Origin of the sequence: Streptococcus sp. WB01_FAA12 (assembly GCF_012843315.1) — a bacterium.
Lineage (GTDB): Bacteria > Bacillota > Bacilli > Lactobacillales > Streptococcaceae > Streptococcus.
The window spans coordinates 787498-814259 of record NZ_JABAEX010000001.1 but is presented as its reverse complement, the minus strand read 5'-3'; the positions used below and the strand labels follow the sequence as shown (position 1 = coordinate 814259).

The following is a 26762-nucleotide window of genomic DNA, read 5'->3' as shown; positions in this document are numbered from 1 at the left end:
GGAATGCTGCTCAAGTTTACAGAAGATGCCTGGGCAGATTATTGCTACTGGCAAACTCAGGATAAGAAGACGTTAAAAAGAATCAACATGCTAATCAAGGATATTCAACGAGATCCTTTTGTAGGAATGGGGAAACCAGAACCGCTCAAGTATGATTATCAAGGAACTTGGTCACGGCGTATTGACGCGGAAAATCGCTTGATTTACATGATGGATGGAGATAGCGTCGCTTTCTTGTCCTTCAAAGATCATTACTAAGTCTACTGAAAGGTGGGCTTTTTTATTTTAGAAATTTTAGCTAGTAAATTGAAGATAAAATTTTTTGGAAAATGATAGACTTCCTAAGTTAAAAAATCAGTGAAAAATTTTAGTATAATAACTAGATTCTTGTCCCTTGAATCCGCTTAATAACTCTTATTTTGTGGTATAATCATGATGATATAGATTAAAAGGGATATATATGAGCGATATATGAGCGATATATGAGAAATATAATGAACAGCATATTTAATACTTTTCTGAATTTTAAACGGCTACTGAAATATCCATTTCAAAGGTCATCATGGAGTAGTAATGTTAGAGTTGTTGAGTGGTACAAAATATTTATAGCCAGTATATGGGTACTGTATCTTGCGCTGGAGATTGAACAATTTAAACGCTTTGCTTCACCTATATATAAATTTATATCTAATTATAATTTTTTAAAAGATATTATTTCGATTTTGTATGTGAATCGTGTAATAATATTGTTAGCACTGACCATACCAACAATACTATTTTGGTTTTTAGACATAATTTTTAAAAAGGTTAGTTATAAAAAACTGGATCCAAATCTATTTCCAGGATATTACTTGTATGACTATCCTTATCAAACTCATCTGGTGGAGTTTTTAAATAGTCCAGACTCTATTCATAATGTCTTCTGGCTAGATGGTTCTTGGGGGAGTGGGAAAACATTTTTTATAAAGACGTTTTTTGAAAATCAAATTTACAAAAAGAAAGAAATCTACTATATTTCCTGCTTTGGGATAAAAACAAGAGAGCAAGCCGAGAAAATATTGATTAATGAGATAGAAAAACAATCCATACTCGGAAATTTGGACTTTATTCCACTTGTTGGAGGAGTTTTTAAATGGTTCTTTAAAATAGTTGGAACGGATTTGATGAAGCGAGATTCTATCGTTATTTTTGATGATTTTGAACGGGTTTCATATGCAGAAACATCAGATAACCCCTCAGATTACAATGATTTATTGGGTTATATTGACTATCTTTCTGAAAATAAAAAACTTAAAATTATTGTAATTTTAAATAGTGAGGAAATTAAGTCAACAAAGAAAAATCTTATTGATAACAAATTTAAGCTGAATCATAATCAAATGGTATCTACAGAAGAAGTTATAGATAACATCTTGAAAAAGAGTAAATTGAGAGATAATAAGCTTGGGGAAATTTTATCACTAATTTATAAAATTTATTATGGAAATATAGATGAGAGAGTTGTACAATATAAAAATAAAGATTCAAAAGTTAAAAAGCCAAGTTTAAGAGAGTTCCAGAAATCATTAGAAGAACTTTCAAATATAATTGAGAGTGATAGGCTTCTACCATATTCTAGTGGAAAGATATCAAATTATATCGTTGATTGCATGAATGGACGCATGGGAACTGATAGTATTCTAGTATCATTTTTTGAATTTTTTGATGGTATTTATGAAATAGATGAGTATGACCAGCCCTATGAGTTAGACGCATATTTTCATTTTGAAATGTTAGAGAAGATTGTAGGTTTAAGTTCTTTGCCTACTTCAGAGAAGGATATATATATTTATTTTAATTACATTCGTGGACCTATTATATATTATTCTCAATTGTTATCATGTTTATGGGAAATGGGGCTAAGGAATCTATTTATATCAAAAACAGGCCACAAAATATATTATGATGATCATGACATACTTTGTGGCCGAACAAAGGGCTGTTTAGTTGAAATTTATTATGATATTTTAAATTATAGACTAAAAAATAATTATCAAGTGATTAACATAGATGAATTGAAAGACGCGAAATGTCAGAACTTTATAAAAAAATGCTTACGTTTAGATTCAAAAGGGCAAATTACAATTAATCATATTCCTCTAGATGAATTAGTATTAAGTGATAGCTGAACTAGAAATCTTTTTGTCTAAAATTCACACAAAACTCTTCAATTTGGGTTTGTTTAAATTCCTTTTTTATGATAGAATATTAAAGAATGTATGTCATTCGATAAACAAATTTAATGAGGTAAAAACATGGAAATCATGACAATTGCGATTGTTGTTTTTGCCGTCATCATTGGTTTAGTCATTGGATATGTCAGCATCTCAGCTAAGATGAAATCATCACAAGAGGCTGCAGAGTTGATGCTTCTAAATGCTGAACAAGAAGCAACTAATTTACGAGGACAAGCTGAGCGCGAAGCGGATTTATTGCTAAATGAAGCCAAGAGCGAAAGCAAGTCTCTTAAAAAAGAAGCACTATTGGAGGCCAAAGAGGAAGCCAGAAAATACCGTGAAGAAGTGGACGCTGAATTTAAGTCAGAACGTCAGGAGCTCAAGCAAATTGAAAGTCGTTTGACGGAGAGAGCTACGAGCCTTGACCGTAAAGACGACAATTTGACGAACAAAGAAAAAACACTTGAACAAAAAGAACAAAGTATTTCTGATAGAGCAAAAAACCTTGATGCACGTGAAGAGCAATTAGAGGAAGTCGAAAGGCAAAAAGAAGCTGAACTTGAACGTATCGGTTCCCTTTCCCAAACTGAGGCTCGAGATATTATCTTGGCTCAGACAGAGGAAAACTTGACCAAGGAAATTGCTAGCCGCATTCGTGAGGCTGAGCAAGAAGTCAAGGAACGTTCAGACAAGATTGCTAAAGATATCTTGGTTCAGGCTATGCAACGTATCGCTGGTGACTATGTAGCAGAGTCAACAAACTCGACAGTTCACCTGCCAGACGATACCATGAAGGGACGTATTATCGGTCGTGAAGGACGCAATATTCGTACCTTTGAAAGTTTGACAGGGGTTGATGTCATCATCGACGATACGCCAGAAGTGGTAACCTTGTCAGGATTTGATCCGATTCGTCGCGAAATTGCTCGTATGACCATGGAAATGTTGCTCAAGGATGGCCGTATCCACCCAGCTCGTATCGAGGAGTTGGTGGAGAAAAACCGTCAAGAGATTGACAACAAAATCCGTGAATATGGAGAGGCTGCTGCCTATGAGATTGGTGCGCCAAACCTCCATCCAGACTTGATGAAGATCATGGGACGTTTGCAGTTCCGTACTTCTTATGGACAAAATGTCTTGCGCCATTCGATTGAGGTTGCTAAGTTATCTGGTATTATCGCGAGTGAACTTGGTGAAAATGCAGCTCTTGCCCGTCGTGCTGGATTCCTTCATGACATCGGGAAAGCTATTGACCGCGAGGTTGAAGGTAGCCACGTTGAGATTGGTACGGAGTTGGCTCGTAAGTACAAGGAACACCCAGTTGTGGTGAATACGATTGCTAGCCACCACGGCGATGTCGAAGCCGAAAGTGTCATTGCAGTAATCGTTGCTGCAGCAGATGCCTTGAGTGCGGCGCGTCCAGGTGCTCGTAGTGAATCTCTTGAAAGCTATATCAAGCGTCTCCATGATTTGGAAGAAATCGCCAATGGCTTTGAAGGCGTGCAAAATAGCTTTGCCCTTCAAGCAGGACGTGAGATCCGTATCATGGTTAATCCAGGACAAATCAAAGATGACAAAGTCACAATCTTGGCTCACAAAGTTCGTGAGAAAATTGAAAACAATCTCGATTACCCAGGAAATATCAAGGTAACCGTGATCCGCGAACTTCGTGCAGTAGATTATGCTAAATAAATAAGAAAGAGCAGTTGAAAAATTACTGCTTTTTTGTTACACTAGATAGAAAGACTGTAGAAGGATAACTGACGCAATCATCAGTATCCGAGAGAAATTTCACTTTATTTCACAGACTAACTAAAGGAGACATAATGGCAGACCGAGGCTTGCTAATCGTTTTTTCTGGTCCTTCAGGAGTTGGGAAAGGAACGGTTAGAAGAGAGATTTTTGAGAGTTCTGAGAATCAATTTCAATACTCTGTATCGATGACGACGCGTGCGCAACGTCCTGGTGAAGTGGACGGGGTTGATTATTTCTTCCGTACTCGTGAAGAGTTTGAAGAGCTGATCCGTCAAGGCCAGATGTTGGAATATGCAGAATATGTCGGTAACTACTACGGAACTCCTCTGACCTATGTCAATGAAACTCTGGACAAGGGAATCGATGTCTTTCTTGAGATTGAAGTCCAGGGAGCTCTTCAGGTTAAGAAAAAGGTTCCAGATGCTGTCTTTATCTTTCTAACGCCGCCAGATTTGGATGAATTGCAAGATCGTTTGGTTGGTCGTGGAACAGATAGCGCTGAAGTGATTGCCCAACGAATCGAAAAAGCCAAGGAAGAAATTGCTCTCATGCGTGAGTACGATTATGCCATTGTCAACGATCAGGTGCCCCTCGCTGCTGAACGTGTCAAGCGTGTGATCGAAGCAGAACACTTCCGTGTGGACCGTGTCATTGGTCACTACCAGGAGATGTTGCCAAAATCTCCAACTACTCGATAAACTATAGGAAACAGGTACAAGCAAATGATGTTAAAACCCTCTATCGATACCTTGCTTGACAAGGTACCATCAAAATATTCACTCGTAATCTTGGAAGCAAAACGTGCCCACGAACTAGAAGCAGGTGCGCCAGCAACTCAAGAGTTTAAGTCTGAAAAATCAACTCTTCGCGCTTTGGAAGAAATCGAGTCAGGAAACGTTACGATTCACCCAGATCCAGAAGGAAAACGTGAAGCGGTTCGTCTCCGTATCGAAGAAGAAAAACGCCGCAAAGAAGAAGAAGAAAAGAAAATTAAAGAGCAAATTGCTAAAGAAAAAGAAGATGGTGAAAAAATTTAAGGTTGGGGGGACTCAATCTTATTTTTTCTATTGCAAGAATTTACTGACAAGAAGGAGGTGAGAAGATGGCGATCGCAAAGATTATCGTGGATGTTCCCCTGATGCAGACGGACCAGCCCTACAGTTACAAGGTCCCTGAGGAATTTGTAGACATGCTGGAAGTCGGTATGCGGGTCCATGTACCCTTCGGCAAGGGCAATCGTTTGATCCAAGGGATTGTGCTAGGCTTGGAGTCCCAGTCGGATGAAGAAGTGGCTGATCAAAACCTGAAAGAGATTGCAGAAGTGCTGGACTTTTCTCCAGTCTTGACTCAGGAGCAACTCTGGCTGGCTGAGGAGCTTCGAAAGTCTGTCTTTTCTTACAAAATCTCCATTCTAAAAGCCATGCTTCCAGGATTTTTAAACTCCAGTTATGATAAGATTCTTTATCCTTTAGAAGGTCTGAGTCGGCAAGACAAAGAGCGCTTGTTTGGTTCAGAAGATTCGCTAGCCTTTTCTTCTCTAGACCTTGCTAAGCAAGCTGAGATGATGCGCTTGACGAGAAAAGGTTTGCTCCGTTTAGAATATCAGGCAGTCGATCAGAAGAAGGTCAAGACCCAGTCTTGGTATGAGGTTCATGTTGAGCAGTTAGAAGGAGTTGAGATTTCTGCGCGTGCTAAGAAAAAGGCAGAGCTGAGAGACTATTTGCTGTCTCATCCTGAAAGTGCTCCTCTGGCTAGTTTGTTAGAATCCTACTCGCGGGAGCAAGTCAATTTCTTTGTGGAACAAGGTGCTGTGTCCATAGTCCAAAAGGAAGTGCAACGTTCAGCTGCTTATTTTGAAGGCATTGAAGCCAGCCAACCTTTGGAATTGAATCCTGAACAAAGACAGGCACGTGATGCCGTTGTCAGTGCTATTGGCAGTCAACAGCCTCCTTTCCTCCTTCAAGGGATTACAGGAAGCGGGAAAACAGAGGTTTACTTGCAGATTATCCAAGGAGCCTTGGACAAGGGCAAGACAGCCATTTTGCTGGTGCCTGAGATTTCCCTGACTCCTCAGATGACGGAACGTTTCATTGCTCGTTTCGGCGAGAAAGTGGCCATTCTTCACTCAGGCCTGTCCAATGGTGAAAAGTACGACGAATGGCGCAAGGTTGAGCGTGGCGATGCTCAAGTTGTGGTTGGTGCCAGATCAGCTATCTTTGCTCCTTTGAAAAATCTAGGTGTCATGATTATCGATGAAGAGCATGAAGCTAGCTACAAGCAAGGCAGCAATCCCCGTTATCATGCTAGAGAGGTAGCCATCTTACGGGCCCAGTACAATCAAGCAGTCCTAGTCCTTGGTTCGGCAACACCGAGCTTAGAGAGCCGTGCGCGTGCTGGAAAAGGAGTCTATCAACACTTACGTCTGACCCAACGGGCCAATCCTTTAGCTACCATTCCTGAGGTTCAAGTGATTGACTTTCGGGACTATATCGGGCAGAATGAGACATCAAACTTTACCCCTCCTTTGCTAGAAGCTATCCAAGACCGACTGGATAAAAAAGAGCAGGTAGTCCTCATGCTCAACCGTCGGGGTTATTCTAGCTTTGTTATGTGTCGGGAGTGTGGGACGGTAGATAGCTGTCCCAACTGTGATATTTCTCTGACTCTCCACATGGATACCAAGACCATGAACTGCCATTACTGTGGCTTTTCCAAGGGAATTCCTCATGTCTGTCCCAACTGTCAGAGTCGCAGCATTCGCTACTACGGTACAGGGACTCAGAAAGCCTACGATGAGCTAGCAGAGCTCTTTCCTCAGGCCCGCATTCTGCGGATGGATGTGGATACGACCCGCAGGAAGGGTAGTCACCAAGCTCTTCTTGACCAGTTTGGCCGAGGGGAAGCAGATATCTTGTTGGGAACTCAGATGATTGCCAAGGGCTTGGATTTTCCAAATGTGACTCTGGTCGGAGTTCTTAATGCAGATACGGCCTTGAATCTGCCTGATTTCCGTTCTTCTGAGAGAACCTTCCAACTCTTAACTCAGGTGGCTGGTCGGGCAGGACGTGCGGAAAAGGCTGGGCAGGTCTTGATCCAGTCTTACAATCCCAAGCATTATGCCATTCGTTTTGCCAAGGAACAGGACTATGAAGGCTTTTACGCTTATGAAATGAGTATCAGGCGCCAACTCGGCTATCCGCCTTATTATTTCACTATTGGGATTACCCTCTCTCACAAGAAAGAAGAAGAGGTTGTCAAGCGTGCCTATGAGGTCATGGGAATTTTGCGCTCAGGTTTATCGGAAACTAGTAAAATCCTTGGACCGACACCAAAACCCATTGCACGCACCCACAACCTTTATCATTACCAGATTTTGATTAAATACCGTTTAGAAGATGAGCTGGGTCCAACCCTCAATCAGGTCTTGGCCTTGACTCAAGAACGGGAAAATAGCGAGCTTCGTCTCAGCATTGACCACGAACCGCAGCAATTTTTATAAGAAGGAGAAGAAATGACAAAACTAATCTTTATGGGGACCCCCGACTTTTCAGCAACAGTTTTGAAGGGTTTGTTATCAGATGATCGTTACGAGATCCTAGCTGTTGTGACCCAGCCAGACCGCGCTGTCGGCCGTAAAAAAGTGATCCAAGAAACCCCAGTCAAGCAGGCTGCCAAAGAAGCAGGTCTTCCCATTTACCAGCCTGAAAAATTATCTGGAAGCCCAGAGCTGGAAGCTATCATGAATTTAGGGGCGGATGGGATTGTGACCGCTGCTTTTGGACAGTTTCTCCCAAGTAAACTTCTTGATAGCATGGATTTTGCGGTCAACGTTCACGCTTCCCTTCTTCCTAAACACCGTGGTGGCGCCCCTATTCATTATGCCTTGATTCAAGGGGATGAGGAAGCTGGTGTGACCATCATGGAGATGGTCAAGGAAATGGATGCAGGAGATATGATTTCTCGTCGCAGTATTCCCATCACTGATGATGACAACGTTGGAACCTTGTTTGAGAAATTGGCGGTTGTTGGTCGTGACTTGCTATTGGATACGCTACCTGACTACCTAGCAGGAGAAATCCAACCTGAACCACAAGATCCTAGTCAAGTCACTTTCTCGCCAAATATCAAGCCAGAAGAAGAGAAACTCGATTGGACTAAAACCAATCGTCAACTCTTCAACCAAATTCGTGGGATGAATCCTTGGCCTGTTGCCCATACTTTTCTCAAGGGAGACCGCTTCAAGATCTATGAAGCCCTACCAGTAGAAGGTCAGGGCAATCTAGGGGAGATCCTTTCTATTGGCAAGAAAGAATTGATCGTTGCAGCGGCAGAAGGAGCTTTATCTCTCAAGCAAGTGCAGCCAGCTGGTAAACCTAAGATGGACATTGCTTCCTTCCTCAACGGAGTTGGACGAACATTGACTGTAGGAGAACGATTTGGTGACTAAAGTAGAAACGGCTAGAAATCTAGCTCTAGCAGTGCTAGAGGATGTTTTTGTCAACCAAGCATACTCAAATATTGCCTTAAATAAACACCTCAAAGGGAGTCAACTCTCAGCAGCAGATAAGGGCTTGGTAACAGAGATTGTCTATGGAACGGTAGCTCGTAAACTGACTCTGGAATGGTACCTGTCCCACTTTATCGAAGACCGGGATAAGCTAGATAACTGGCTCTATATCCTGCTCCTTCTGAGCGCCTACCAACTTCGGTATCTGGATAAGATTCCTAATCACGCTGTAGTCAATGAAGCGGTAGAACTAGCCAAAGCGCGTAAAAAAGGCAGTGAAAAGCTAGTCAATGCTGTTCTTCGTCGTATCTTGCGAGAAGGTTGGCCAGACATTGCAACTATCAAACGCAAAAATAAGCGTGATTCCATTGCCTATTCTCTCCCAGTTTGGCTAGTGTCTAAGCTCAAGGAAGAATACGGTGAAGAGCGAGCGCAAGCCATCTTTGAAAGTCTCTTGGTGCGAAACAAGGCCAGTATTCGGGTGACCGACTTGAGCCGAAAAGAGGAAATCAAAGCTTTGTTAGAGGCGGCTGATTCCCCTTTGGCAGCCACTGGTCTGGTCAAGGAGCAAGGTCACTTTGCAGGACATGATTTGTTCGCAGAAGGGGCCATTACCATCCAAGATGAGTCCAGTCAATTGGTTGCTCCGACCCTTCGTCTACAAGGTGATGAGCAGGTGCTTGATGCCTGTGCCGCTCCTGGTGGGAAAACAGCCCATATGGCTTCTTACCTCACATCCGGTAAGGTTACAGCTTTAGACCTTTACGATCACAAGTTGGACTTGATCCAAGAAAATGCCCAACGTCTGGGTGTGGCAGATCGAGTACAAACACAAAAATTGGACGCCAGAAAAGTTTATGAGTTTTTTGGGAAGGACTCGTTTGACAAGATTCTAGTAGATGCCCCTTGTTCTGGAATTGGTCTTTTGCGCCGCAAACCAGATATCAAATATAATAAAGAAACGGCGGATTTCGCATCATTACAGCAAATTCAGCTGGAAATACTAGGTAGTGTTTGTCAAACCTTACGAAAAGGTGGTATAATAACGTATAGTACCTGTACTATCGTCTCAGAGGAGAACTTTCACGTCGTTGAGGCATTTTTAGAAAGTCACCCCGAGTTTGAGCAGGTTAAACTAGAACATGAATGCAAGGATATTTTGAAGGACGGCTGTATCTTGATCACTCCTGAATTGTACGGAAGTGATGGATTCTTTATCAGCCAATTCCGCAAGATATCTGATTAGGAAGGAACTGACACAATGGAAATAGCATTATTAACAGATGTTGGTCAGAAACGAACAAATAACCAAGACTATGTCAATCACTTTGTCAACCGAGCAGGGCGCACCATGATCCTCTTGGCTGATGGGATGGGAGGACACCGTGCAGGCAATATCGCTAGTGAGATGGCGGTGACAGATCTGGGCGTGGCTTGGGTTGATACCCAAATCGACACCGTCAATGAGATCCGTGAATGGTTTGCCCACTATCTGGAACTTGAAAATCAAAAAATTCATCAGATGGGGAAAGATGAAGCCTATAAGGGGATGGGAACAACGCTTGAAGCAGTAGCCATTATTGGAAATCAAGCTATTTATGCCCATATTGGTGATTCTCGTATCGGTTTGATCCGTGGTGAAGATTATCGCCAGCTCACAAGTGATCATTCTTTGGTTAATGCTCTGCTAAAGGCTGGTCAGCTAACTCCAGAGGAGGCAGAAATTCATCCGCAGAAAAATATCATTACCCAATCCATTGGGCAAAAAGATGAAATTCAACCAGATTTTGGCATGGTCAGCCTAGAGCCAGGAGACTACCTCTTGCTCAACAGTGACGGCTTGACCAATATGATCTCAGGAAGCGATATCTACGATATTGTAACGAGTGATATTTCCTTGGCAGACAAGGCGGCAACTTTGATTCGTTTTGCAAACAATGCAGGAGGCTTAGATAATATCACGGTTGCCCTTGTTCACATGAATGAGGAGGAAGTAGAATGATCCAGATCGGCAAGATTTTTGCCGGACGATATCGGATTGTCAAACAGATTGGTCGAGGAGGCATGGCGGATGTTTACTTGGCCAAGGATTTGATCCTAGACGGGGAAGAAGTGGCGGTTAAGGTCCTGAGGACTAACTATCAGACAGATCCGATTGCTGTGGCACGTTTTCAACGTGAAGCGAGAGCCATGGCGGATCTGGATCATCCCCATATCGTTCGAATAACAGATATCGGTGAGGAAGACGGTCAGCAGTATCTAGCTATGGAGTATGTAGCAGGGCTTGACCTCAAACGTTATATCAAAGAACACTCCCCTCTCTCAAATGAAGAAGCCGTCCGTATTATGGGACAGATTCTCTTGGCGATGCGTCTGGCGCATACGAGAGGGATTATCCACCGAGATTTGAAACCTCAAAATATCCTCTTGACACCAGATGGAACTGCCAAAGTTACAGACTTTGGGATTGCCGTGGCTTTTGCAGAGACCAGTTTGACACAGACCAACTCCATGCTCGGTTCAGTCCACTATCTCTCACCTGAGCAGGCCCGTGGTTCTAAGGCAACTGTGCAGAGTGACATCTATGCTATGGGGATTATTTTCTATGAAATGTTGACTGGACATATCCCTTATGATGGGGATAGTGCAGTGACTATTGCCCTCCAGCATTTCCAAAAACCACTTCCATCTGTTATTGCTGAGAATCCAGCAGTACCACAAGCTTTGGAAAATGTCGTTATCAAGGCAACGGCCAAGAAATTGACAGATCGCTATCAGTCTGTATCAGAAATGTATGTGGACTTGTCGAGTTGTTTGTCTCACAATCGTAGGAGAGAACCAAAGCTAGTCTTCGATGAGGCAAGCAAGGTTGATACCAAGACCTTGCCTAAAGTTCCACAAAGCACTCTAACCTCTATTCCGAAGGCTAAGCCACAATTAGAGCGACCTCAATCAAAAGAGCAGACTCAGCAGGTGGTAGATGAAGCACCAGTACTAAAACCAGCTAAAAAACGGAAGTTTAAAGCTCGCTACATGATTTTACTGGCCAGTGCCTTGCTAGTTGCAGCCTCTTTGATTTGGATCTTCTCCCGAACTCCGGCGACTATTGCTATTCCAAATGTATCGGGACAGACAGTTGCTGAAGCTAAAGAAACACTGAAGAAAGCTAATTTTGAAGTAGGTGAAGAAAAAACAGAGGCCAGTGAGACAGTAGCCGAAGGTCGCGTCATTCGAACAGACCCAGAAGCTGGAAGTGGTCGAAAAGAAGGAAGCAAAGTAAATCTAATCGTTTCATCAGGTAAGCAATCCTTCCAACTAAGTAACTATGTAGGACGTAAGTCCTCGGATGTTGTCGCAGAGCTCAAAGGGAAAAAGGTTCCAGAAAATCTTATCAAGGTTGAGGAAGAGGAATCTAGCGAAAGCGATCCAGGAACAGTCATTAGGCAAACCCCAGCTGCAGGAAGTACTTACGATCTCACGAAAGCCAGCACGATTACCTTAACAGTTGCTAAGAAGGTGACCAGCGTTTCGATGCCAAGTTACATTGGTTCAAGTCTCGAATTTACTAAGAACAATTTGACTCAGATTGTTGGTGTAAAAGAGGCCAATATCGAAGTTGTGGAAGTATCAACTGCTCCTGAAGGAACTACTGCAGGAACAGTTGTTAGTCAGGACCCTAAACCTGGAGAAAAGGTAGATCTCAATAAAACACGTGTTAAGATTTCTATTTATAAACCAAAACCACTTCCTTCTTCATCAAGTTCGTCTCAACACAGAAATCCAGGAACAGACACGACGCCTTCACAGAGTAACAATCAAGGTAGCAACCCTACAACGGATTCTTCAGATGGCAGTAGAACGTCAAGTAATGAACGAAATTAACCCAATCTTTGTCATGATTTCATGACAAAGATTTTTTTTCATGAACTTTTGTGATAGAATAAAGGGAGTAGAAAATAGGAGTAGAAAATGGACGAATCAAAAGAGTTAAATGCTGTCATTGATGTGATTATGCTAGCTGGAACCATTCTCCTGAAAAGTGGTTCGGAGATTCATCGGGTTGAGGACACCATGATTCGCATTGCCCATTCACAGGGAATAGTGGATTGCAATGTTCTTGCCATGCCTGCAGCTATTTTCTTTTCGATTGAAAACACCAATATTTCTCGGATGAAACGGGTGACGTCATCCTCCTATAACATCGAAAAAGTCTGTGATGTCAACCAAGTATCACGAGAACTTGTGGGTGGCCAGATTGATCTTTCTACAGCTTTTAAAAAGCTGAAGGAAATCAGAAATCAAGCTCTTCCTTATAGCAAGCTCCAAGTGACTGTAGCAGCAACCCTCAGTGCTCCTTTCTTCTCGATTATGTTTGGCGGCAATGTCTATGATGCTTTTGGAGCAGGCGTTGCGACCTTGTTTGGTTTTGCTTTCTCTCTCTATGTCGAGAAGTTTATCCGAATTCCTTTTGTAACAGCTTTTGCGGGTGCCTTTGTTTTTGGCTTGATTGCCCAGTTCTGGGCTCGCTATACTGGATTTCCTTCGACTGCAGACCTAATCATAGCAGGAGCCGTCATGCCCTTTGTTCCAGGGATTGCTCTGACAAATGCGGTTCGAGATATCATGACCAATCATATCAACTCTGGTATGAGCAAGATGTTTGAATCTCTGCTCATTACCCTCGCTCTAGGGGCTGGCACTTCTGTCGCCCTGGTTTTGATGACATAAGATGACTCTAACAAGTATTTTACTCCAAGCGGTGGCGAGTTTGCTCGCCATTATCAACTTTCTCATCGTACTGAATGTCCAACGCTCCATGCTTCTGCCTGGTGGGGTTTTGGGAATGGGCGTTTGGCTCCTCTATCTCTTACTCAAAGAACCAACCAATGTCATCGTTGCGACCTTTATCGCGGCTGTGGTAGGTTCTTGTATCAGCCAGATTTTAAGTATTCTCTACAAGACACCAGCAGTGGTCTTTGTCTTGGCTATTCTTGCCCCCTTGGTGCCAGGTTATCTTTCCTATCGGACGACTGCTTTTTTTGTAACAGGTGATTACAGTCATGCTCTTGCCAGCGCGACCTTGGTGGTTATGTTGGCTCTGGTCATTTCTATCGGGATGGCTAGTGGAACGGTGATTTTAAAGCTCTATTACTATATCCGAAAACAACGAGGAATCTCCTCCTAAGGCTGTCAAAGAAAAAGACTTGATTTGGTGAATCAAGTCTTTTTTCTCTCTTTTGCCCCTATTTGTGATAAAATAGAATGAAACGATTTTTTACAATGAATGAAAAAACAGAGGTAAATATGACAATCGGTATTGATAAGATTGGTTTTGCGACCAGTCAATATGTCTTGAAATTACAAGACCTAGCAGAAGCGAGGGGAGTTGACCCCGAAAAATTTAGCAAGGGACTCTTGTTAAATGAAATTAGTATTGCGCCACTGACTGAGGACATTGTTACCTTGGCTGCTAGTGCCAGCAACTCTATCCTCACAGATAAAGAAAAAGAAGAAATCGACATGGTCATCGTGGCGACCGAGTCAGGGATTGACCAGAGTAAGGCAGCGGCAGTCTTTGTTCATGGCCTATTAGGCATTCAGCCTTTCGCCCGTAGCTTTGAAATCAAAGAAGCCTGCTATGGAGCAACAGCTGCCCTCCATTATGCTAAATTGCATGTGGAAAATTCTCCAGAATCTAAGGTTTTGGTCATTGCCAGTGATATTGCCAAGTATGGTGTCGGAACTCCGGGCGAACCAACTCAGGGTGCTGGAAGTGTGGCGATGTTGATCACCCAAAATCCGCGTATCATGGCCTTTAACAATGATAACGTTGCTCAAACACGAGACATCATGGATTTCTGGCGTCCGAACTATTCAAGCACTCCTTATGTAAACGGCATGTACTCGACCCAACAGTATCTTGATTGCCTGACAACGACTTGGGATGAATACAAGAAACGCTATGATTGGACTATGGATGACTTTGCGGCTATCTGCTTCCATTTGCCTTATCCTAAGTTGGCCCTAAAAGGCTTGCGCAAGATGATGGACAAAACTTTGTCTAAAGAAAAACAGGATAGTTTGCAAGAAAACTTTGATAAGTCCATTCTCTATAGTCAGATGATTGGGAATATCTACACAGGTTCCCTCTTCCTCGGGCTCCTTTCTCTTTTGGAAAATGCAGAGAATTTGAAGGCTGGAGATAAAATTGCCCTCTACAGTTACGGAAGTGGAGCGGTTTCAGAGTTCTTTAGTGGTGAATTGGTCGAAGGCTATGAGGCTTACCTTGATAAGGATCGCTTGAACAAACTCAAACAACGTACAGCATTGTCTGTTGCAGACTATGAAAAAGTCTTCTTCGAAGAGGTGCAGTTGGATGAATCTGGTTCAGCCCAATTTGCAGGCTATGAACATCAAGACTATGCCTTGGTTGAAATTGTCGACCACCAACGCCGTTATAGCAAGGTTGAAAAATAATGAAGAGAAGTTGGAATGGATTTTCTAAAAAGTCATACCATGAGCGCCTTGAGTTACTGAAAGCTCAGGCGCTCCTTAGTCCTGAAAAGCAAACCAGTCTGGAGCAGGATGAACAAATCAGCTTGGCAGTTGCAGATCAGCTGAGTGAGAATGTAGTGGGAACTTTTTCTCTGCCTTATTCTATCATTCCAGAGCTTTTGGTGAACGGTCAGGACTACACAGTTCCCTATGTGACAGAAGAACCCTCAGTGGTTGCTGCGGCCAGCTATGCAAGTAAAATCATCAAGCGAGCAGGTGGCTTTACTGCTCAAGTACATGAGCGCCAGATGATTGGTCAGGTAGCCATTTATCAAGTTGCTAATCCTGAACAAGCGCAAGAGAAGATTGCCAGCAAGAAAGCGGAGCTCTTAGAACTTGCCAATCAAGCCTATCCGTCCATCGTTAAACGTGGTGGCGGGGCGCGTGATTTGCATGTAGAGCAGATCAAAGGTGAAACAGACTTTCTCGTTGTTTATCTCCATGTCGATACTCAGGAAGCCATGGGAGCCAATATGCTTAACACCATGCTGGAAGCCTTGAAACCAGTCTTAGAAGAACTCAGTCAGGGACAGAGTCTTATGGGAATTTTGTCCAACTACGCGACCGATTCTCTGGTGACTGCAAGCTGTCGTATCGCCTTTCGCTACTTGAGTCCCCAAAGGGACCAAGGACGAGAAATTGCGGAGAAAATAGCTTTGGCTAGCCAGTTTGCACAGGCTGATCCCTACCGAGCAGCTACTCACAATAAAGGGATTTTTAATGGTATTGATGCCATTTTGATTGCCACTGGTAATGACTGGCGTGCCATCGAAGCTGGGGCCCATGCCTTTGCCAGTCGAGATGGACGCTATCAAGGTCTTAGTCAATGGACACTGGACATGGAAAGAGAAGAATTGGTCGGTGAGATGACCCTACCCATGCCGGTAGCGACCAAGGGTGGCTCAATCGGTCTCAACCCGCGTGTAGCCCTCAGTCATGAACTACTGGGAAATCCTTCTGCCAAAGAATTAGCTCAGATTATCGTGTCTATCGGTCTCGCCCAAAACTTTGCGGCCCTCAAAGCCTTGGTAAGTACGGGCATCCAGCAAGGCCACATGAAATTGCAGGCCAAATCCTTAGCTCTCCTAGCAGGTGCTAGTGAGTCTGAAGTTGCTCTTCTCGTTGAGCGCCTCATCGCAGATAAAACCTTTAACTTAGAGACAGCCCAGCGTTATCTCGAAAACTTAAGATCATAAAAAACTCAGACAAATCAGTCTGAGTTTTCTTGTGCTTATAGTCAATGAAAATCAAAAAGAAGACTAGGAAGCTAGCTGCAGGCTGCTCAAAGCACTGCTTTGAGGTTGTAGATAAGACTGACGAAGTCAGTTACATATATCTACGGTAAGGCGACGCTGACGCGGTTTGAAGAGATTTGCGAAGAGTATTAAATACTTTTTCCTGGTAATAGGGTGACTGGTAAGAAATAACCAGTTGTCGCGACTTCCTTACCTTCAATCTTCTGCAGGAGAAGATCGACAGTGAGGTGGGCAATCTCTTTTAGAGGCTGCTTAATCGTTGTCAAATGAGGATAGTAGTTTTCGATAAAGTAAGTCCCATCATAGCCGATGACCTTGAGCTCATCAGGAACAGAGATACCTAGCTCCTGAGCGATTTTGATAACCAAAATGGCTGTCAAATCATCTGAAGCAAAGATAGCGTCTGGTTTCTGATGGGTCAAGATATTCTTGATTTCCATTTCTTTTCGGACGGGAGAAAAGTCGCTCGAAACATTGATAATAGGTGCTTTAGGGAGAACAGAGGCAAAACCAGCATGGCGCAGTCCAGTAGGTGAGTTGGAATTATCATTTCCTGTAATCATGATGATAGACTGAGCTCCTGTCTTGACCAAGGTTTGGGCTGCGAGAACCCCGCCACCATAGTTATCAGAGGAGACGACAGGGATGTCTGGAGACAAGTTTCGGTCAAAGGAAATAATCGGTGCTGTCACACGATTGTAGTCCTTGATTCCTAGATTATGACTTCCAGAAATGATACCGTCGACCTGATTGGCCTCCAGCATTTCAATGTACTCCCGTTCTTTTTCAGAGTCATGCTCGCTATTACAGATGATGGTTTTATACCCATTCTTGAAGAGTTGGTGTTCCAACTTATCAATCAATTCTGCATAAAAGACATGACTGATGTTTGGAAAAATGAGTCCAATCAACTTGGCAGATTTTCCTTGGAGGCTACGAGCTAAATTGTTGGGCTTGTAGCCTAGCTCTCGCATGGCTTCATTAACCTTTTGAATGGTTTTCTCAGATAGATAACCCTTTTTATTGATAACTCGAGAGACGGTAGTGGGGCTGACGCCTGCAAGTTTTGCGACATCAGTTAGTTTTGCGACCATAATCTAATTCATAGTAGGTTCCGGTTGGCTTTCCAGACTTGATCAGGATACCATTTTGATTGGCATGAGGAAAGACGCGACCAGAAAATACTTTTTCTCCTTTATTGATGAAAATTTCAAAGACTGAGTTGTCGATGAAGATGTTAGCAGTAGTAGCTTGCTTGTCTATTGGGCAAGAGCGAGTGCTTCCAAATTCTTGGGCATACTGTTCTCCAGCCTGGCTACGATCCACTGTAACTTGACCATTCACAAGGTCAAAGTTGATGGAAAGCCCCTTGCCTTCTTTATCAGCAAGTAAGACAATCTCGCTCTGGCTATTGGCTTCCAAGTTGAGCTCGAGTTCATAGGTGTTCTTGGTTTGAGCACGATTTGAAAAGGGTTCTTCAGAGACACGAAGTTCTTTGATAGCTGCGACAGGGTATTGGTAGAGTTTCCCATCTTTGATAGTGAGTTCCTTGACCAATGAAAAGGTTCCTTGGTGGTCAAATCGATCAGATGGGTAGGCTACATCTGGTAGCCCAAGCCAGCTAACTGCTAGAGCGCGTCCGTCTGGAGCGTTAAAAGCTTGAGTTGCATAGGCTTCAAAACCGTAGTCTAGATTTTGCAATGGAGACACATCTACCATTTGCGCCTTTTCAGGATCAAAGGATGCACCGATTTTGTACATGTTTGGATAGATATTGTCATAGTCTAGAACACTCTTATCCAATCCCTGTGGGCAGTAGAGAAGGATAGGTTGTTCCCCTACAAAGACCAAGTTTGGACATTCCATCATATAGGCAGTGCGGTCATTGGCAAAGTCAAGATTGCCAACCTCTTGCCAGCTGGTGTAGTCATTGTCCACAGCCTTGTAGAGACGGACGAAGCCTTTTTTATCCAAATCCTGTCCACCGACGATAGCATAGTATTGACCTTTGAAGTTAAAAATTTGCGGGTCGCGGAAGTGGTCAGTAGAGTCAGATGGTTGGCCAATCAAGATCTTGTCAATTTTCGTAATCTTACCATCTTTATCTATCAAAGCACCAATCTGGTATGGGTGACGAATCCAATTTTCATCACGGACATTTCCTGTATAAAACAAGAACAAGTTATCGCCAAATTGCATGGCAGAACCAGAGTAGGCACCGTGGCTATCTAATGGAGTATCAGGCAAAACTTTGACTCCAGTTTCTCTAAAGTGAACCAAATCATCACTTTCTAGCTGTGCCCAAGATTTTAAACCGTGGGCTGCACCAAAGGGGAAGTTCTGGTAAAAGAGAATCCACTTGCCATCAAAGTAAGAAAAGCCATTTGGGTCGTTGAGAAGTCCTGTTTTTGGCTCAACATGGTAATGAGTATGCCATGGAGATTGTGCCATCTTTTCCTTTATATGTTGAATTTCTTCTTGCGTCCAATCTTCATAGGGTCTATAACGACGCTCGGTTGTCCATTCCATTTTATCTTTCCTCCTAAAGTTCTACTATCTTAATAGTAAACGTTTTCGGTAAAAAAAGCAAGTCTTTTATGTTAAAAAAGAGGAAAAAATGTCAAACGATTGCCATAAATTAAGCGAAAGAAATCGAGTAAATTTTCACGAAAAAATGAAAGAAAATGAAAAACAAAAGCTTTGAACCCTCTAATTTAAGGATATTTTTATAAGTAAATAGAAGAACTCAATCAAAAACTATCATAAATGGATATAAATAAGAGAAGGATAATAAAAATTTCTGCAAAACGCTTGACATATTTTAGAAACATGATAAAATAATAGTCGTAGGGCGAATAAAATCGCTTTCAAATAAGAACAAAATTTTTATAAGGAGATTATTGCAAATGAACAATCAGGATATTGCAAAAAAGGTCATCGAAGCCCTTGGCGGACGTGAAAATGTCAACAGTGTAGCCCACTGTGCGACTCGTCTACGTGTCATGGTCAAAGATGAAGGGAAAATCAAGAAGGAAGTGATTGAGAACTTGGATAAAGTTCAAGGAGCTTTCTTTAACTCAGGCCAATACCAAATCATCTTTGGGACTGGTACAGTAAACAAGATGTACGACGAAGTGGTTGCACTTGGTTTGCCAACATCTTCTAAAGAAGACATGAAAGCAGAAGCTGCTAAACAAGGGAACTGGTTCCAACGTGCCATCCGTACTTTCGGTGACGTCTTTGTACCAATCATCCCAGTTATCGTAGCAACTGGTCTCTTCATGGGTGTTCGTGGTCTCTTGAATGCTCTCGGAATGACTCTTCCAGAAGATGTTACCATTTACAGCCAAATCCTCACAGATACAGCCTTCATCATCTTGCCAGGTTTGGTTGTATGGTCTACCTTCCGCGTATTCGGTGGAAATCCAGCCGTTGGTATCGTCCTTGGTATGATGCTGGTTTCTGGTTCGCTTCCAAACGCTTGGGCAGTAGCATCAGGTGGTGAAGTAACAGCTATGAACTTCTTTGGCTTCATTCCTGTTGTTGGTTTGCAAGGTTCCGTTCTTCCCGCCTTCATCATTGGGGTGGTCGGAGCCAAGTTTGAAAAAGCACTCCGCAAAGTGGTTCCAGATGTCTTGGATCTCTTGGTGACACCATTCGTGACACTTTTGGTTATGTCTATCCTTGGACTCTTTGTCATCGGACCAGTCTTCCACGTTGTTGAAAACTACATTCTTCTCGGAACAAAAGCGATTCTTGGCTTGCCATTTGGTCTCGGTGGTTTGGTCATCGGTGGGGTTCACCAATTGATCGTCGTATCAGGTGTGCACCACATCTTCAACTTGCTTGAAGTACAATTGCTTGCTGCTGACCATGTGAATCCATTCAACGCTATCATCACTGCAGCAATGACAGCTCAAGGGGCTGCAACTGTTGCCGTTGGTGTCAAAACTAAAAATCCTAAACTGAAAACACTTGCTTTCCCAGCTGCTCTTTCTGCCTTCCTCGGTATTACAGAGCCTGCTATCTTCGGGGTAAACTTGCGTTTCCGTAAACCATTCTTCCTTTCATTGATCGCTGGTGCTATCGGTGGTGGATTGGCTTCAATCCTTGGACTTGCTGGTACTGGTAATGGTATCACCATCATCCCTGGTACAATGCTTTACGTTGGGAATGGTCAATTGCTCCAATACCTTCTTATGGTAGCTGTATCATTCGTTCTTGGTTTTGCTCTTACTTACATGTTTGGTTACGAGGACGAAGCAGAAGTTGCTACTGAAGTGGCGACAGAGCGCTTGGTCCAAGAAGAAACAACTGGCAACATTCCACTACCTCCTCAAAACGAAACAATCCAAACTCCTATCGTTGGTGACGTAGTTGCTCTTGAGAATGTTGATGACCCAGTCTTTTCAAGTGGTGCAATGGGACAAGGAATCGCTGTAAAACCTAGCCAAGGTGTGGTTTACGCACCATCTGATGCAGAAGTATCTATCGCATTTCCAACAGGTCACGCCTTTGGTTTGAAGACAGCTAAGGGAGCTGAAATCTTGATCCACGTTGGTATCGACACTGTATCTATGAACGGCGAAGGCTTTGAAGCAAAAGTTGCTCAAGGCGACAAGGTCAAAGCTGGAGACGTTCTTGGAACCTTTGACTCAAACAAAATCGCTGCCGCAGGTCTTGATGACACAACAATGGTTATCGTAACCAACACAGCAGACTACGCTTCTGTGACACCAGTCGCAAGCGGTTCAGTTGTTAAGGGTGATGCCGTTATTGAAGTGAAAATCTAATCAATCCTCTCTAAGGTGAAAACGAACAAATGATATGTTTGTTCGTTTTTATTAGATAGTAAGATTTACAGAGGAAAAACTAAAATATAGAGAAAAGTAACTTTTTGAAGTATGCTATAATAAAGAAAATAAAAACAAGAGGTTTATCATGACAAAATTATACGGAAGCTTAGAAGCAGGCGGTACAAAGTTTGTCTGTGCTGTCGGAGATGAAAATTTTAACATTGTAGAAAAAACACAATTTCCTACAACAACTCCTATCGAGACCCTCGATAAAACCATCGAGTTCTTTTCAAAATTCGATAATCTTGCAGGTCTTGCTGTCGGATCGTTTGGCCCTATCGATATCGACAAAAATTCAAAAACCTATGGCTTTATCACAACGACTCCAAAACCTCACTGGGCAAATGTAGACCTACTTGGTGCCCTTCGTCGTGCCCTAAATGTGCCCATGTATTTCACCACAGACGTAAACAGCTCTGCCTATGGTGAAGTGGTTGCTCGTAACAATGCTGGTGGCCGTATCGAAAACTTGGTCTACTACACGATCGGTACAGGGATCGGTGCAGGTGTTATCCAACGTGGAGAGTTTATCGGTGGTGTGGGTCACCCTGAAATGGGGCACTACTATGTGGCCAAACACCCAATGGATATTGAAAAAGAATTCAACGGTGTTTGTCCATTCCACAAAGGCTGTTTGGAAGGCTTTGCGGCTGGACCAAGTTTGGAAGCCCGTACAGGTATTCGTGGTGAAAACATCGAACTCAACAGTTCTGTCTGGGACGTTCAAGCCTACTATATCGCTCAAGCTGCAGTCAACGCTACTGTTACTTTCCGTCCAGATGTCATCGTCTTTGGTGGTGGGGTCATGGCCCAACAACACATGCTGGACCGTGTGCGTGAGAAATTCACAGCTCTCCTCAACGGCTACCTACCAGTACCAGATGTGCGTGACTACATCGTGACTCCAGCAGTTGCTGGAAATGGTTCTGCCACACTTGGGAACTTTGTCCTTGCTAAGAGTGTCGCAAAATAAAACAAAAAAACATCCGCTTGGGAAACCAAACGGATTTTTCTATTCTCAAAACATCTGCCAGAAGAAATCAATAATATAGGTCAAACCATAAGTATAAACCACTAGGGTAAAGGGCTTGGTCAACACGATGATAATCATATAGCGTTTGAAGGTCATCTTGGTGAGGGCAGCCAGCATACAGAGAAAGTCAGCTGGACTGACAGGCCAGATCATCATAAAGATAAAGAACCGCTCGAAACGATTGCCCTTATCTAGCCAGCCGATGTATTTGTCATAAGTGCGCTTGCTGACGACCGACTGGACAAAGGCAGCTCCGTAGAGGCGCACGAGGTAAAAGATAATGGCACAGCCAATCACGATGCCGATATAGTTATAGATAGTTCCGATGATGTGGCCGTAAATAAAGACCCCAGCCACTGAGGTCAAAGCTCCCGGAATGATCGGAACGACGGTTTGTAGAATCTGTAAAAAGATAAAGAGTGGTGGCCCCCAAACCCCAGCTTGCTGGATAAAGGCCGATAGGGTTTCCTTGGACTGTAACACTCCTGCCTGATAGGCCCAAATACAGAAAATCAAGGTGCCGACTCCCCCGACGATAGATGAGATATTGATGACTTGCTGTAGAAGGGGAGAAACAGCTTTCATTTGCTTATGCTGTGACATAGAAACTCCTTATAGATAGTATATGGTTCTACTATACCATATTTTTCTTATAAAGACTAATTTGATTCCTTATCTTGCTTTTTATATAAGTGTGGTACAATTAAAGGAGTAAGTCAAGAGATATAACGGTGAAAGAAATGTTAGATTTAAAATTTAAAGGAAGATGGAGAAAGTACCAAAAGGAAGTCTTAGATCGTTTTCAGAACTATCAAACAGATGGTCATGTTCACCTAGTGGCGGCACCAGGGTCCGGCAAGACCACCATTGGTATCGAGCTGATCGCTCGTTTTGGCAACCCAGCCCTTGTCTTGGTTCCAACTGTCACCATTCGTGAACAATGGGTGGACAGGATTCAAACAGCCTTTTTAGAGAACGAACAGAAGATTTCAGATCTCGTTTCCCAAAACTTAAAGGAGATGAAGGCACTAACGATTGTGACCTATCAGGCTTTTCATAGCGCCATGAATCAATTGCCAACACAAGAAGATAGCGAAGTAGAGGATTTTGTGGGGTTTGATTTGCTTGCAAGTCTAAGAGCTCAGAAAGTTGCTACTCTTTGCTTGGACGAATGCCACCACCTGCGCAATGAATGGTGGAAAAGTCTGGAAGCCTTTCGCAAGCAGTATGAACAGCTGCAAGTCATCTCCCTGACAGCGACACCACCTTATGACAGCGAGCCAGAACTCTGGGAACGCTATATCCGTATGTGTGGGGAAATTGACCAAGAAATCACGGTACCTGAACTAGTCAAGGAAGACACCCTCTGTCCTCATCAGGATTTTGTCTATATCTGTTCACCAACAGCTGAAGAGTCGGAACACATCATGCTGTTTGAAGATAGAAAGTGGGAGTATATCCATCAGCTTTTGGTCAATCCTGACTTTCAAGCTCTAGTGTCAGATTCAAAGGTACTCAAAGGAGACATTTCATCCGATGTTCTACTAGAAGACCCTAAGTACTTGTCGGCTATTTTAATCTTTATGCATTCTCAAGGCTTGACCATTCCTGACTCTTTAGAGAATCTTTTGGGGGCGAAACGTCTGCCTCAGGTGAATTCCTACTGGCTCGAGCTGTTGTTGCAGAGCGTTCTCTATCAAACTCCAGATTGGTACGAGGATTCAAATGGATTTAGGGAAAAGTTAGAATCGGAGTTGAAAGCACGTGGTTTAATCGAACAGCGACAGGTTTTTCTAGTCAAGTCCAAGTCTAGGGACAAGATTTTAAATCAGTCTTTGGGGAAGTTGTCTGCCATTGCCGATATCTTCTTGACAGAGTATGAGAGTCTAGGTCAGGAACTGAGACAGTTAGTACTAGCTGACTATATTCGCAAGGATTTTGCCACCTATCTGGGAGATAATCAGGCAACCATTCCTCAGTTGGGAGTTCTTCCTTATTTTGAAAGTATTCGTCGGAAAGTTCAGGAGCATGAGATACCTGTATCTTTGGCTGTTTTGTCAGGGAGTGTCGTTATTCTTCCGACCAATGTGGCAACAGAGTTGAAGGAACTCTTGCCTCAGGTTCATCTTAGTTTTTCGTCTATTGGTCAGTTAGACCAAGAAGATTATGTACTGGTGGGATTCCCTAGTACGGCTAAGGGTATTGTAGCGGCGGTGACGGAACTTTTCCAACGCGGTCGGATCCAAATCCTAGTTGGAACCAAATCTCTCCTTGGAGAGGGTTGGGATGCCCCTTGTGTCAATTCCCTAATTCTTGGAAGTTTTGTGGGGAGCTTTATGCTGAGTAATCAGATGCGTGGACGTGCCATTCGTACCTGGCAAGGACATCCAGAAAAGACTAGCAATATCTGGCACCTGGTCGCTGTTGAGCCTATCCGCATCCTCCCACTTCCCGGTGAAAAAGAGGAACAAGACCTAAATACTAACCAGGATCTTCAAACCCTATCGCGTCGTATGGAACATTTTCTTGGACTGGCCTATAATCAGGAGACTATTGAGACTGGTTTGGATCGCTTGGAGTTTCCAAAGCCCCCCTTTAGGAAAAAGCAAATCAGCGAGTATAATGAGCGAGTTAAGAGTCTCTCCAAGGATCGAGCAGGCTTGCGCAAAAAATGGCAAGATGCTCTTGTCGTAGCGGATCAGTTCGAGATAGTTACAGAAGTCGCAACCCAAAAACAGAAGATCCCAGTCATGCTCTTGCTTGATGCATTAAAATGGGTTCGCATGTCATTGCTCTTGTTAGCAGTGGATTTGTTGGTCTTGCTATTTAGACTGAGACTGATTGGTGTTTGGTGGCTTACGGCAGCCTGTCTCCTCTTTCTAGCTTTTGCTACATCACGCTATCTCTTCTATAAAAGCCCCTATAGGCGTATGCAATTCCTTGGTGAGCAGATCCGAAAGGCTCTGCTAGATTCGGGGCATCTAATAGACGATCAATCCCGTGTTCAGGTAGAGGAGGATAAGGAAAATTATATGGTTTTCACCTATCTCAAGGGAGGAAGCATGAGGGACAAGGAGCTGTTTGCACAGACTGTGGGGGAGTTCCTTACACCAGTGGACAATCAGCGCTATCTATTGAAGGCAGAGAAAGTCCGACAAGGTCAGTCACCTTACTATGTCGTGCCTAGTCTTTTTGACAAGCGCAAGGAAGATACACAGAAATTCCTCGACTTTCTGACGCCAACTATTGGACGTTATTACCTGATCTACACACGAACAGAGGCCGGACGGAAAATCCTTCTAGAAGCTCGTATCAAAGCTCTCTCCAATAAAAACGACCGTACCTTGACTAAGAAGAAGGTTAAAAGCCGATTGGAGTAGGAGAAGTAAAATATTACCCCTCTAGAAAATAAAAAAGCAAAGGGAGAAAATATGGCAGATACAATTTTAATTTTAGGTAATGGCTTTGATATTGCAATGGGGCGAAAAACAAAGTATACCGATTTTATTGACTTTGAAAAACAATTATTTTCTAATCCAGATGAGGGGTTACTGGAGTTTCTAAAAGTTAAAAATATAAGGATTGAGAAATACAGAGATAATTTGTATTTGAAATTTATTAATGATAACAAGGATAAACTTGGAGAAAATTGGTCTAACCTTGAAATCATGATTTCTCAACTTGCAGATGCAATACTGTTTTTTAAAGAAAATAGTAAAGTATTATCTGAATGTATTGGATCTGATTATTACCCTTATTTTAATGATGTTTTAGAAGATACAAATAATTACACCGCAAAACGTTATGTTGCAAAAGTATTCGAAGATGAAATTCTAGATGAAGAATTGGATAATTATAAAAAAGAACTTTTCATAGAGAACCTTAATGAGTTATTTCTTGATCAACTTGATTTACTAATTGAACTACTAGAAATCTATCTGTCGTATTTAGATTATATAGATTTTGAGATTCGAGGAATTGAAGCAAGACCAACAGCTTTGGATGCAATATGTTATTTATCACATACCTATGTTTTAAATTTTAATTATACCAATACTTCAGGATATCTATTTGGAACTTCTGATATGCTAACTCATTTTATACATGGCCGAATTGATTTAGAGAGAACTTTCGGTCGCATCAATACTATGGTCTTTGGAATAGAAGATAAAGAAAATGATGTTAACAGTGATTTAATTCCTTATCAGAAGTATTACCAAAGGGTCGTTAAAGAGACAGGAAATGAATTTGAAGAATTTTTCCAACCAAGGTACAGGGATTCAGATGAGGAAGTATCAATATTGATATCCAAAAATATAATTATTTTTGGTCACTCTGTTGATCCATTGGATAAAGAGATATTTCAAAAATGTTTTGAATTAGCAGAGAAAGGTGAGTATCTATATCGGTTTATTTTCACTTATTACGATGAATCAGCTAAACGTTCAATTATTAAGAATCTCGCAATCATCCTTGGGAAAGAAAAACTGATAGAGTTAACAGGGAAACGTAATGTTGTATTTGTTAAGAGTGATGATAAGGATGGTATGAAAGATGTTCTACTACCTTAATAAAATCAAAAAA

General features: G+C 42.6%; 21 protein-coding genes. 18 read left to right on the top strand and 3 right to left on the bottom strand.

The window, feature by feature from the left end:
• Window positions 1-3 precede the first annotated feature (3 nt).
• From HF881_RS04040 to HF881_RS03975, 14 genes are all read left to right on the top strand, one after another.
• A complete protein-coding gene (locus HF881_RS04040) occupies window positions 4-258 on the top strand; it encodes a Txe/YoeB family addiction module toxin (protein WP_169446553.1) in 255 nt (84 codons plus the stop codon).
• 236 nt (window positions 259-494) lie between these two features.
• Window positions 495-2168, top strand: coding sequence for a P-loop NTPase fold protein (locus HF881_RS04035; RefSeq protein WP_240956779.1), 1674 nt, complete (start codon window positions 495-497; stop codon window positions 2166-2168).
• Window positions 2169-2294: 126 nt separating this feature from the next.
• The gene (locus HF881_RS04030) at window positions 2295-3908 is read left to right on the top strand and encodes a ribonuclease Y (protein WP_049519337.1); all 1614 of its coding nucleotides are present in this window, start codon (window positions 2295-2297) and stop codon (window positions 3906-3908) included.
• 134 nt (window positions 3909-4042) lie between these two features.
• Window positions 4043-4669, top strand: coding sequence for a guanylate kinase (gene gmk, locus HF881_RS04025; protein WP_000775041.1), 627 nt, complete (start codon window positions 4043-4045; stop codon window positions 4667-4669).
• A gap of 24 nt (window positions 4670-4693) precedes the next feature.
• Window positions 4694-5008 (top strand): DNA-directed RNA polymerase subunit omega, encoded by a 315-nt coding sequence (gene rpoZ / locus HF881_RS04020; protein ID WP_002874282.1) that lies wholly within the window; start codon window positions 4694-4696, stop codon window positions 5006-5008.
• Window positions 5009-5073: 65 nt separating this feature from the next.
• Window positions 5074-7470, top strand: a complete 2397-nt coding sequence (locus tag HF881_RS04015; protein ID WP_169446551.1) for a primosomal protein N' — start codon at window positions 5074-5076, stop codon at window positions 7468-7470.
• A gap of 12 nt (window positions 7471-7482) precedes the next feature.
• Window positions 7483-8418, top strand: a complete 936-nt coding sequence (gene fmt / locus HF881_RS04010; protein WP_125844447.1) for a methionyl-tRNA formyltransferase — start codon at window positions 7483-7485, stop codon at window positions 8416-8418.
• Window positions 8411-9724, top strand: coding sequence for a 16S rRNA (cytosine(967)-C(5))-methyltransferase RsmB (gene rsmB / locus HF881_RS04005; protein ID WP_169446550.1), 1314 nt, complete (start codon window positions 8411-8413; stop codon window positions 9722-9724). The genes fmt and rsmB overlap by 8 nt, the downstream gene beginning before the upstream one ends.
• A 15-nt stretch (window positions 9725-9739) precedes the next feature.
• Window positions 9740-10480, top strand: coding sequence for a Stp1/IreP family PP2C-type Ser/Thr phosphatase (locus tag HF881_RS04000; RefSeq protein ID WP_125398954.1), 741 nt, complete (start codon window positions 9740-9742; stop codon window positions 10478-10480).
• Complete coding sequence (pknB, locus tag HF881_RS03995) at window positions 10477-12360, top strand: Stk1 family PASTA domain-containing Ser/Thr kinase (protein WP_169446549.1); 1884 nt, start codon at window positions 10477-10479, stop codon at window positions 12358-12360. The genes HF881_RS04000 and pknB overlap by 4 nt, the downstream gene beginning before the upstream one ends.
• Window positions 12361-12447: 87 nt before the next feature.
• A complete protein-coding gene (locus tag HF881_RS03990; protein ID WP_000344526.1) occupies window positions 12448-13206 on the top strand; it encodes a threonine/serine exporter family protein in 759 nt (252 codons plus the stop codon).
• Window position 13207: 1 nt separating this feature from the next.
• Window positions 13208-13663, top strand: a complete 456-nt coding sequence (locus tag HF881_RS03985) for a threonine/serine exporter family protein (RefSeq protein ID WP_125398952.1) — start codon at window positions 13208-13210, stop codon at window positions 13661-13663.
• Window positions 13664-13782: 119 nt separating this feature from the next.
• Complete coding sequence (locus tag HF881_RS03980) at window positions 13783-14955, top strand: hydroxymethylglutaryl-CoA synthase (protein WP_125398961.1); 1173 nt, start codon at window positions 13783-13785, stop codon at window positions 14953-14955.
• Window positions 14955-16229, top strand: coding sequence for a hydroxymethylglutaryl-CoA reductase, degradative (locus HF881_RS03975; RefSeq protein ID WP_125398951.1), 1275 nt, complete (start codon window positions 14955-14957; stop codon window positions 16227-16229). The genes HF881_RS03980 and HF881_RS03975 overlap by 1 nt, the downstream gene beginning before the upstream one ends.
• A gap of 188 nt (window positions 16230-16417) precedes the next feature.
• Here the strand turns inward: HF881_RS03975 and HF881_RS03970 are convergent, their stop codons facing one another.
• Both HF881_RS03970 and HF881_RS03965 read right to left on the bottom strand, forming a co-directional pair.
• Window positions 16418-17383, bottom strand: a complete 966-nt coding sequence (locus HF881_RS03970; RefSeq protein ID WP_169446548.1) for a LacI family DNA-binding transcriptional regulator — start codon at window positions 17381-17383, stop codon at window positions 16418-16420.
• Window positions 17364-18818, bottom strand: a complete 1455-nt coding sequence (locus tag HF881_RS03965) for a sucrose-6-phosphate hydrolase (RefSeq protein WP_169446547.1) — start codon at window positions 18816-18818, stop codon at window positions 17364-17366. Before HF881_RS03965 ends, HF881_RS03970 begins: the two co-directional genes overlap by 20 nt.
• Window positions 18819-19195: 377 nt before the next feature.
• On the opposite strand from HF881_RS03965, the gene HF881_RS03960 reads away from it, so the two are divergent.
• Complete coding sequence (locus HF881_RS03960) at window positions 19196-21082, top strand: sucrose-specific PTS transporter subunit IIBC (RefSeq protein WP_169446546.1); 1887 nt, start codon at window positions 19196-19198, stop codon at window positions 21080-21082.
• Between the two features lie 148 nt (window positions 21083-21230).
• A complete protein-coding gene (gene scrK / locus HF881_RS03955; RefSeq protein ID WP_169446545.1) occupies window positions 21231-22118 on the top strand; it encodes a fructokinase ScrK in 888 nt (295 codons plus the stop codon).
• 45 nt (window positions 22119-22163) lie between these two features.
• On the opposite strand, the gene HF881_RS03950 is transcribed toward scrK, so the two are convergent.
• A complete protein-coding gene (locus HF881_RS03950; RefSeq protein ID WP_065371614.1) occupies window positions 22164-22781 on the bottom strand; it encodes a TVP38/TMEM64 family protein in 618 nt (205 codons plus the stop codon).
• Window positions 22782-22918: 137 nt separating this feature from the next.
• Between HF881_RS03950 and HF881_RS03945 the strand changes: the two genes are divergently transcribed.
• Both HF881_RS03945 and HF881_RS03940 read left to right on the top strand, forming a co-directional pair.
• Window positions 22919-25558, top strand: a complete 2640-nt coding sequence (locus HF881_RS03945; protein WP_169446544.1) for a DEAD/DEAH box helicase family protein — start codon at window positions 22919-22921, stop codon at window positions 25556-25558.
• A gap of 51 nt (window positions 25559-25609) precedes the next feature.
• On the top strand, window positions 25610-26749 hold the full coding sequence (locus HF881_RS03940) for an AbiH family protein (protein WP_125398946.1): 1140 nt from the start codon (window positions 25610-25612) through the stop codon (window positions 26747-26749).
• Window positions 26750-26762 lie beyond the last annotated feature (13 nt).